At 45.8% G+C, this 1,224-nt stretch carries 1 protein-coding gene; it reads left to right on the forward strand.

All coding sequences use genetic code 11. The features are described 5' to 3' along the window. Positions 1–845 (forward strand): fructose-specific PTS transporter subunit EIIC (locus tag R7P72_RS24970; RefSeq protein ID WP_318110955.1); only part of this gene is annotated, 845 nt, incomplete at its 5' end. Between the last annotated feature and the right edge of the window lie 379 nt (positions 846–1,224).

Consider the following 1,224-nt stretch of genomic DNA (forward strand, 5'->3'; position numbering starts at 1 on the left):
CTGTGCTTGCTGGTTACATTGCCTTCTCAATTGCTGACCGTCCGGGTCTGGCTCCGGGTCTTGTTGGTGGTATGTTGGCAAGCTCTACTGGCGCTGGTTTCCTTGGTGGTATCGCGGCTGGTTTCATCGCAGGTTACGCAGCGAAGCTCTTAGCAGATAAAGTAAAAATTCCTCAATCAATGGAAGCATTGAAACCGATTCTGATCATCCCGTTTGTTGCGACGCTATTTACGGGCCTTGTGATGATCTACATCGTTGGTGGTCCGGTTTCTGGCATCATGAATGGTCTGACTGACTTCCTAAACAACATGGGTTCAGACAGCGCCGTTCTACTTGGTATTATCCTTGGCGCAATGATGTGCTTCGACTTGGGTGGCCCGGTAAACAAAGCAGCTTACGCATTCGGTGTAGGTCTATTGGCTTCTCAAACTTACGCACCAATGGCTGCAATCATGGCGGCAGGTATGGTGCCGGCGCTAGGTATGGGTCTGGCCACTTTCCTTGCGAAGAACAAGTTTGAACCAAACGAGCGTGAAGCGGGCAAAGCATCATTCGTGCTAGGTCTGTGCTTTATCTCTGAAGGTGCAATCCCATTCGCAGCGAAAGACCCAATGCGTGTAATCCCATCTTGTATGGCTGGTGGCGCTCTAACAGGTGCTCTATCTATGCTATTCGGCGCGAAACTGATGGCACCTCACGGCGGTCTATTTGTACTGCTTATCCCTAACGCAATTTCTCCAGTCTTGATGTACTTGGTAGCAATTGCTGCAGGTACGGCGGTAACAGGCTTTACCTATGCATTCCTAAAAAACAAAGCGGATGCAAAACAAGAAGTTGCTGCATAAGCAAAACTTAAGCGATTAACACTTAAGCAATTAACAATGCCACCCTCGATTTGGCATTCAGCACCTCCCTTAAATTCCGGTTAAGGGAGGTGTTTTTTATTTCCCCTCTTCTGACAAAACCATACATTTCGATACTTAACCTTTATTTTTTGACTCGTTATGCTGCACGCATGAGAGGTGCGACTTATTTGCTTAACTAACGCTTCGGTGACTTGTGTTTTTTCAAGTAGCCGATGAAAAATCCCAAATGCAGATAAAGCCTCTTATATTTCACTTCGTTTTAATCAAAATAATAAAGTTAATTACACATGAAAAAAGCTGTCCTTTTGTTAGCTGCTGTTTCAGCATTCGCGCAAGCAAATCAAACTGATGTCGAGAA

The organism is Vibrio sp. Vb0888 (genome assembly GCF_033338835.1).
Classification (GTDB): Bacteria; Pseudomonadota; Gammaproteobacteria; order Enterobacterales; family Vibrionaceae; genus Vibrio; species Vibrio alginolyticus.